We start from the raw sequence: 7,943 nt of genomic DNA on the forward strand, positions 1-7,943 counted from the left end.
TCGGGGGGTGGGTGGGGGTGGTGGGTCAGGGGGTGGGGTGGCGGGCGTCGTAGCGGAGGAAGGCGGGGCGGCGGGCGGCGAGGAGGAGGATGGCGGCGACGCAGGCGAGGCCGCCGCTGACGACGGAGACGGTCGGGCTGGTGAGGGAGGCGACGGCGCCGGACTCGAAGTCGCCGAGGCGGGGGCCGCCGGCGACGATCACGATGAAGACGCCCTGGAGGCGGCCGCGCATCTCGTCGGGGGCGGCGACCTGCATCATCGTGTTGCGGAAGATCATGCTGATGGTGTCGGCACAGCCGGCGGCGGCGAGCAGGAGGAGGCCGAGCCAGAGGTTGCGGGCCAGGCCGAAGGCGGCGATGGCGAGGCCCCAGGCGGCGACGGCGGTCATGACGGCGGCGCCCTGGCGGTGGATGCGGCCGACCCAGCCGGAGAAGAGGGCGCCGGCCAGGGCGCCGACGGCGGGGGCGGCGGCGAGCAGGCCGACGGTGCGGGCGTCGCCGCCGTAGAAGGTGATGGCGAGGGCCGGGAAGAGGGCGCGCGGCATGCCGAAGATCATGGCGGCGAGGTCGGCGAGGAAGCTGGTGCGCAGGTTGGGCTGCTCGCGCAGGAAGCGGAGGCCGTCGAGGACGGAGGCGCGGCCCTTGCGGTCGCCGAGCGGGCGCATGGCGGGCAGGCGCCACATCGCGTAGAGGGTGGCTCCGAAGGCGACGGTGTCGACCAGGTAGGCGGCCTGGACCCCGTAGGCGCCGATGAGGACGCCGCCGATCATGGGGCCGACGGTGAGGCCGAGGTTCATGCTGACGGTGTTCAGGGCGTTGGCGGCGGGGAGCTGCTCGGCGGGGACGAGGCGCGGGATCATCGCCGAGCGGGCGGGCGAGGCGAGCGCGAAGAAGGCGGCCTGGAGGGCCACCGCGACGTAGAGGACCGCGACGAGGCCGAGGCCCGCGATCGCCTGGGCGGCGAGGACGGCGGAGACGACGGCGAGGCCGGCCGAGCCGATCAGGCCGAGCCGGCGGCGGTCGGCGGTGTCGGCGATGGCGCCGCCGTAGAGGCCGAAGGCGATCAGCGGGACCAGGGAGAAGAGGCCGACCAGGCCGGTCGCGAAGGTGGAGCCGGTGAGGTCGTAGACCTGGACCGAGACGGCGACGGCCGTCATCTGCTGGCCTATGGAGGAGATGGACTGGCCGAACCACACCCGCCGGTAGTCGGCGTGGTCGCGCAACGGGCTGAGGTCGGCGAAGGCTCCCCTGGCCAGCCGCCGATAGCGGGACCGCGGCGGCGCGGAGGACGGGGCGGAGGACGGGGCGGAGGACGGGGCAGGGGACGGGGCGTGGGTCGGCGGCGAGTCTCCGTCGGCCGGCGAATTGGCAGGATGATTGGTCGACACAGTGCCCCATCGTCGTCCCGGCCGCCCCGGCCACGGACACCGGGGGGCGTTTGCGTCCGCTTGACCCCGGCTTCATCGCCACCCGGTGGGATGGCTCTGCCCCTGAGCGGGCCCGTGCACACACGGGCCCGGACGGCAGGGCCGGAGCTAGTGGAGGCGAGGGCCGTATGTCGAGCGCGTCGGTCGAGAAGCGCGGCGGCCTGCCGAGGGGCAGCAGTCCACCCAGGGCCGGTCGCCCGGTGCCGGCCGGCGTCCGGCTGGACTCCCTGACCGGGCTGCGCTGGATCGCCACCTTCGGCGTCTTCCTGTCGCACATCAACATCCTGCTGCCGCTGCCGCACACCCGGGGCCTGTTCTCGCTCGGGGAATCGGGGGTCTCGCTGTTCTTCGTCCTGTCGGGCTTCGTGCTCGCCTGGACCTGGACGGGGGCCGACTCCGCGCGCTCGTTCTACGGCCGCCGGTTCGCCCGGGTGTGGCCGCTGCTGGCGGTGGCCGCGCTGCTGCCGACGCTGTTCGCGCTGCCGAACAAGGACTCGGGCTCGCCGCTGCACCTGCTGGTGGTCGCGCTCTCCGCGATCCTGCTGGTCCAGGCCTGGGTACCGGACTGGATCCTCACCGGTGCGACGCCGGTGACCTGGTCGCTCTCCTGCGAGGCGTTCTTCTACGCGCTGCTGCCCGGCATCGCCCGCCGGATGACCGGCTGGTCGACGCGCCGCCTGGTCGTGCTGGTGGCCGGGTCGGTGGCGGTGCTGTGGGCGGTGCGGATCGGGCTCTGGGTGGCGTACCCGCCCGTGTTCCGGGTGTCCAGCCTGGACGGTTACGGGCCGGCCGTGTTCGGGGTCTACGCGCCGGTCGCGCGGATCCCGCAGTTCCTGATCGGAGTGGCAGCGGCGATCGCGGTACGGCGCGGGTGGCGGGCGGTCCGGGTGGACGTGGCGCTGGCGGCACTGCTGGTGCCGCTGGTCACGCTCTGGCTGCTGCGCGGCGAGGCGTTCCGCGCGCAGGTGCTGTTCGACGCCGTCGACCCCGCGCTCACCCCGTTCTTCGCACTGCTGATCGCCGCGTTGGCCCGGCGGGACCTGGACGGCGGACCCTCGCTGCTGCGCTCGCGGCCGATGGTGCGGCTCGGTCAGTGGTCGTACGCCTTCTACCTCTTCCAGTTCACGGTGATCCTGCCGGTGGCGCTGGCCGCCTCCCCGGGCCGCAAGGTCGCGGACTTCTTCACCGACCCGGTGCCGGCGCGGACCGGACACCTGGGCCACGCGGTGCTGGCGCTGGCGATCACACTCGCCGTCTCGGCCTTCTTCTACCGCTTCGTGGAGCATCCGCTCGAGCTCCGGCTGCGCCGCCGCTTCCGGGCCGGGAAACCATCCGGCGAATCACCCGGCGAATCACCCGGGAAGTCGTCCGGGAAGTCGTCCGGGAAATCACCCGGCGAAAACCGCCGGTGAAAAACTCCGATGGAACTCCGGTGGAACTCCGGGTCCAGCCGGGCAGCCCGTAATTCATTTGATCGAAAATTAATCGCCCAACCATAGCCTGCCTGTCGACACGGAAGTCGATCCAGGTGATCCGAGGGGGTCGCATGAGCGAGACCGTCAACACCGACAGCGAACCGGTCCGGGAGGGGCGCGCCGGCCCGGCCGCGGAGCCGCCGCTGTTCCCGCAGGACCGGACCTGCCCGTATCTCCCGCCGTCCGGCTACCAGGCGTTCCGCGACGGTGCGCCGGTCCGGGCGGCCACGCTCTACGACGGGTCGCCGGCCTGGGTGGTGAGCGGGTACGAGGCCGCGCGGCAACTGCTGGGGGGCACGGCCCTCTCGGCGGACCGGATGAATCCGGGATATCCGATTGTTTCCGAGCGCATGGAGGGAATCCGGTTCCAGCCGCCGTCCTTCGTCGGAATGGACCCGCCGGACCACACCCGGCACCGCCGGACCATGCTCGCGGAATTCTCGGTCCGCAGCATCAACGCGATCCGGCCGGACATCGCGGCGATCGTCGACGAACACATCGACGAGATGCTGGCGCGCGGCGGCCCGCTCGACCTCGTGCAGGCGTTCTCGCTGCCGGTCCCGTCCCGGGTGATCTGCGAGATCCTGGGGGTGCCGTACTCGGACCACACGTTCTTCCAGGAGACCAGCCAGAACCTGGTCCAGGCGGAGAGCCCGGAGCAGGCGATCGAGTCGGTCGGGCTGCTCATCGCGTACTTCGACGAGCTGATCTCGGCCTGCCTGAAGCAGCCGGGCGCCGGGATGATCGGCCGGATCGCGACCGAGCACGTGGCGACCGACCGGCTGGCCAAGCACGAACTCATCATGAACGCGCTGATGCTGCTGATCGCCGGGCACGAGACCACCGCCTCGATGATCACCCTCGGTGTGATCACCCTGCTCGCACACCCGGAGCAGCTGGCGAAGCTGCGCGGGGACGAGGCACTGGTGGGGCCGGCGGTCGAGGAGCTGCTGCGCTACCTGTCGATCGCGGACATCGCGGGCACCCGGGTGGCGGTCGCGGACGTCGAGGTCGGCGGCATCACCGTCAAGCGGGGCGACAGCCTGGTGGTCTCGCACTCACTGGCCAACCGCGACCCGTCCGCGTTCACCGACCCGGACGCCTTCGACATCGCCCGGGGCAGCCGGCACCACCTCGCCTTCGGGTACGGGGTGCACCAGTGCCTGGGCCAGAACCTCGCCCGCGCGGAGCTGCAGATCGCGCTGCCCGCGCTGTTCTCCCGCATCCCCGACCTGCGGCTCGCGGTCGACCGGAGCGACCTGGTGCTGCGCGACGGCGGCACGGTGCAGGGCGTCAACGAACTTCTGATCACCTGGGGGGCCTAGGCATGACCGAGAACCACCGCACCGACGGATCCACCGGCAACGGCACCGGCACCAGCGCCGACGCCGGCAGCGGCAGCGGCAGCACCGCCGGCGACGCGCTCCGCGTCGACGTGCTCCACGACGACTGCGTGGGCGCCGGACAGTGCGTGCTGTCCGCTCCGGAGGTGTTCGACCAGGACAACGACGGCATCGTGGTCCTGCTGCGCGAGGGCCTGGACGGCCTGGGGCGCGCCGACCGGGAGGGGGTGGAGGAGGCCGTGCGGCTGTGCCCGTCCGGCGCGCTCCGCCTGCTCGCGCGCACCGCACCGGCGGCCGCGGCGGACTGACGCCCCGACGCCGGCGCGGCCCGCCCTCAGCGCGGCCCGACGTTCTCCAGGATCCGGTCCAGCAGCGTCGCGAGCTGCGCGACCTCCCGGTCGCTGAGGCCCTTGAGCATGTCCTGCTGGCTGCTGATCGCGACGGAGGAGATCCGGTTGTACATCTCCTCGCCGTCGGGCGCGATCTCCACGGTCGCCGCCCGGCGGTCGACGTCGGTGCGCTTGCGGACGACCAGGCCGCGCCGCTCCATCGACTCCAGGTGTCGGGAGAGCGTCGGGCCCTCGATGCTCAGGTACTGGGCGAGTGCGCGCTGGATCATCGGGCCCTCGAGCTTGAGGGCGGCGAGCACCGTCCAGGCCGCGAAGGTCGCGCCGGCCTCGGCGAGGCGCTCCTCGAAGAACGCGCGACAGGACTTCGCGGTCAGGTGCAGCTTGGGCGCGACGCTGGTCCGCAGCCACGTCGGACCGGCGTCCGCCTCGGCGGCGAACCGTTCTGCGCTCTGCCGGCCGGGCATCCCAACCTCCCATTCGTCACGAAATCCTCTGTGAAGCGTAGCGCCGACCGGTGCGTTGACCAGCCCCGGGCGGTTGACCGTCGCTTAATTCGTTCGTTAGGCTGCTAATGGTTGTGTGACCTGGGTAACGATCGGAGCAGCTGTGACCAACACCGACGTGAGCACTACCCCCGCACCACCCACCGAACCCCGGCCCCCCTCCCGCCGGGACTGGCTGGGCCTTGCCGTCATCCTGCTGGCCGCCTTCATGGAGCTGCTCGACGTCACCGTGGTCACGGTCGCGTCGCCGCAGATCCAGGACTCGCTGGGCGCCAGCTACGCGGAGGTCCAGTGGGTCCTCGCGGGCTACCAACTCACGTTCGCCGCAGGCCTGGTGACCGGCGGTCGGCTCGGCGACATCTACGGCGCGCGGCGGGTCTTCGTCTACGGCGTGGCGGCCTTCACGGTGGCCTCGTTGCTCTGCGGCATCGCCACGTCCGGACCGCTCATCGTCGGCTTCCGGCTGATCCAGGGGCTGGCGGCGTCCCTGATGTTCCCGCAGGTGGTGTCGCTGATCCATGTGACCTTCCTCGGCAAGCACCGCGCGGCCGCGTTCGGGGCGCTCGGCGCCGTGACCGGGCTCGCCGGCATGGCGGGACCGCTGCTGGGCGGCGAACTGATCGACCTCGATCTCTTCGGCACCGACTGGCGGCCGATCTTCCTGATCAACATTCCGATCGGCGTGCTCGCGGCGGTCGGCGCCTGGCGGCTGCTGCGGGAGCGGCGCGCGGAGGAACGGACCCGGCTGGACATCCGCGGGGCGCTGCTGGGGACCTTCGCGGTCACCCTGGTGATCTTCCCGCTGATCCAGGGGCCGCAGGCCGACTGGGCCTGGTGGATCTGGCTGCTGCTCGGCCTCTCGGTGCCGGTGCTGTTCCTCTTCTGGGTCAACCAGCGGCGGCTGCAGGAGCGCGGCGGCTCCCCGGTGGTCGACCTCACCCAGTTCCGCGGCGGCTCCTTCGGCCTCGGGCTGGTGATCCAGTTCCTCTGCTTCGCCGGCGTGTCCTCGGTCTTCCTGATCCTCGCGATCGAACTCCAGGCGGGCCACCAGTTCTCCGCGCTGAAGACCGGGCTCGCCTTCCTGCCGATCGCCCTCGGCACCGGCCTCGCCTCGGGCATCGCGATCCCGCTGCTGCCCAAGCTCGGCAAGGTCGTGCTGCAGATCGGTGCCGTCGTGATGATCGCGGGCATGGTCGCGCTGATGTACACCCTGCGCACCTATCCGACGGACCTGACGATCTGGAAGCTCACTCCCGCCGAGGTGATCGTCGGCATCGGCCTGGGCATGATCGTGACCACCGTGAACGACCTCGTCCTCGCCGAGGCCACCGGGCCGAGCGCGGGCTCCGCGTCCGGCGTCCAGGCCACCCTGGGACAGGCGGGCAACGCGGTCGGCGTGGCCGTGCTCGGAGCGATCTTCTTCGGGCTGCTCAGCGGCAACGCGACGGCCGCCGCCCGGGCCGAACTCCCCTCCTTCGGCGACCGGTTGCGCACCACGTCGGTCTCACCGCAGACCGCCCAGGCGCTGGAGGACGGGCTGATCACCTGCTTCAAGGACCAGTCGGGCGCCGACGACCCGGGCAAGATCCAGCCCAGTTGCACCGCGCTGATCGGCCAGGCCGCCCAGGCCGGTGACCCGGCGGTGTCCGCGCTGGTCGCCGACACCATGAAGGAAACGACCCGCAAGCACTTCTCCCACTCGATGGACCGCAGCCTCTTCTACGAGATCGCGGTGTACGCGCTGGTCTTCCTGCTCGTCTTCCGGCTGCCGCTGCGGCGGGGCCTGCAGGCGGGCGCCGCCCACTGACGGACCCTGCCCGCGCCGAGCGGTTCGGGCGGGGACGAAAGGACCTCCCATGAACCCGAGCCCCAGCCCGAGCCCACGGCACGACAGCACCGACAGCACCGGCAGCACCAACGAGAGCGGCACCGACGAGACCGGCACCAACGGCGCGGGCACCGGCACCCCCACGGGTGCGGGTGCCCGCCCACGGGTGCGGGTGCCCGCGCCGCCGCGCTCAGCGGTCGGACCGCCCTGGTCACCGGCGCGAGCCGCGGCATCGGCGCCGCCACCGCGCGACTGCTCGCCGAGCGCGGCGCCGCCGTCGCCGTCAACTACCACACCGACAAGGACGCCGCCGAGACCCTCGTCGCCGCCATCGAGGCGGCCGGCGGGCGCGCGCTCGCCCTGCAGGCGGACGTCACCGACGCCGCCCGGGCCGCCGACCTGGTGGCCCGGGCCGAGCGGGAACTCGGGCCGGTGGACATCCTGGTGGCCAACGCGATCGGCGTCGGCGCCCGGGCCGGCCGGCCGTCACCGCTGCTGCGGACCGCCCCGGAGGACGCCCTGGCGGTGGTCGACGCCCAGCTGCGGGCCTTCCTCCACCCGGTGCGGCTGGTCGTCCCGGGCATGGTCGAACGCGGCCGGGGCACGGTGGTGGCGGTCGGCGCGTCGCTCTCCCGGCGCTCCCCGGAGGGGTTCGGGACGCTCTCGATGGCGAAGTCGGCCCTCGACGCCGCCGTACGGACGCTGGCCCGCGAAGTGGGACCGGCGGGAGTCCGGGTCAACCTGGTGGCGCCCGGTCTGATCCTCAGCGAGCTCGCCACGCACATCCCGGAGCCGGTGCGCGCGGCCAACGCGGCGCGCACGGCGGTGCGGCGCAACGGCACCCCGGAGGACGTCGCACACACCGTGGCCTTCCTCGCCTCCGAGGAGGCGTCCTACCTGACCGGCGGCTACCTGCTGGTCGACGGCGGCACCGCCATGCTCTGACGCCAGCCACCGCCCAACAGGCCCGGGACCCGGACGGACCCGGGCGCGCCCCTGCCCGAGCGGACCCGGGGCC

The 7,943-nt window shown here is 72.7% G+C and carries 6 protein-coding genes and 1 pseudogene; 5 read left to right on the forward strand and 2 right to left on the reverse strand.

The genetic code is table 11. The features are described 5' to 3' along the window. Window positions 1-25 precede the first annotated feature (25 nt). Complete coding sequence (locus tag VR45_RS37290) at window positions 26-1,255, reverse strand: MFS transporter (RefSeq protein ID WP_045944381.1); 1,230 nt, start codon at window positions 1,253-1,255, stop codon at window positions 26-28. 299 nt (window positions 1,256-1,554) lie between these two features. Here VR45_RS37290 and VR45_RS37295 point away from each other — a divergent pair, with 299 nt between their 5' ends. The 3 genes and pseudogenes from VR45_RS37295 to VR45_RS37305 all read left to right on the forward strand — a co-directional run. Further along, window positions 1,555-2,838 (forward strand): acyltransferase, encoded by a 1,284-nt coding sequence (locus tag VR45_RS37295; RefSeq protein ID WP_078897331.1) that lies wholly within the window; start codon window positions 1,555-1,557, stop codon window positions 2,836-2,838. Window positions 2,839-2,972: 134 nt separating this feature from the next. Next, entirely contained in the window at window positions 2,973-4,226 is a 1,254-nt protein-coding gene (locus VR45_RS37300; protein ID WP_045944379.1) for a cytochrome P450, read from the forward strand. 98 nt (window positions 4,227-4,324) lie between these two features. Beyond that, window positions 4,325-4,552: pseudogene (locus VR45_RS37305) on the forward strand (ferredoxin); the annotation flags it as partial. A 26-nt stretch (window positions 4,553-4,578) separates the two neighbouring features. Here the strand turns inward: VR45_RS37305 and VR45_RS37310 are convergent. Then, window positions 4,579-5,058 (reverse strand): MarR family winged helix-turn-helix transcriptional regulator, encoded by a 480-nt coding sequence (locus VR45_RS37310; protein WP_052709675.1) that lies wholly within the window; start codon window positions 5,056-5,058, stop codon window positions 4,579-4,581. A gap of 157 nt (window positions 5,059-5,215) precedes the next feature. Here VR45_RS37310 and VR45_RS37315 point away from each other — a divergent pair, with 157 nt between their 5' ends. After that, window positions 5,216-6,904, forward strand: a complete 1,689-nt coding sequence (locus tag VR45_RS37315; protein WP_159394501.1) for an MFS transporter — start codon at window positions 5,216-5,218, stop codon at window positions 6,902-6,904. A 228-nt stretch (window positions 6,905-7,132) separates the two neighbouring features. Further along, window positions 7,133-7,870, forward strand: a complete 738-nt coding sequence (locus tag VR45_RS37320) for an SDR family oxidoreductase (protein ID WP_045944380.1) — start codon at window positions 7,133-7,135, stop codon at window positions 7,868-7,870. Window positions 7,871-7,943 lie beyond the last annotated feature (73 nt).

It is taken from the genome of Streptomyces sp. NRRL S-495 (genome assembly GCF_000966955.1).
Classification (GTDB): domain Bacteria; phylum Actinomycetota; class Actinomycetes; order Streptomycetales; family Streptomycetaceae; genus Kitasatospora; species Kitasatospora purpeofusca.

Coding starts and splice junctions, on each gene's coding strand:
- VR45_RS37295 (WP_078897331.1), top strand. CDS start 1,555: ATGTCGAGCGCGTCGGTCGAGAAGCGCGGCGGCCTGCCGAGGGGCAGC.
- VR45_RS37300 (WP_045944379.1), top strand. CDS start 2,973: ATGAGCGAGACCGTCAACACCGACAGCGAACCGGTCCGGGAGGGGCGC.
- VR45_RS37310 (WP_052709675.1), bottom strand. CDS start 5,058: ATGCCCGGCCGGCAGAGCGCAGAACGGTTCGCCGCCGAGGCGGACGCC.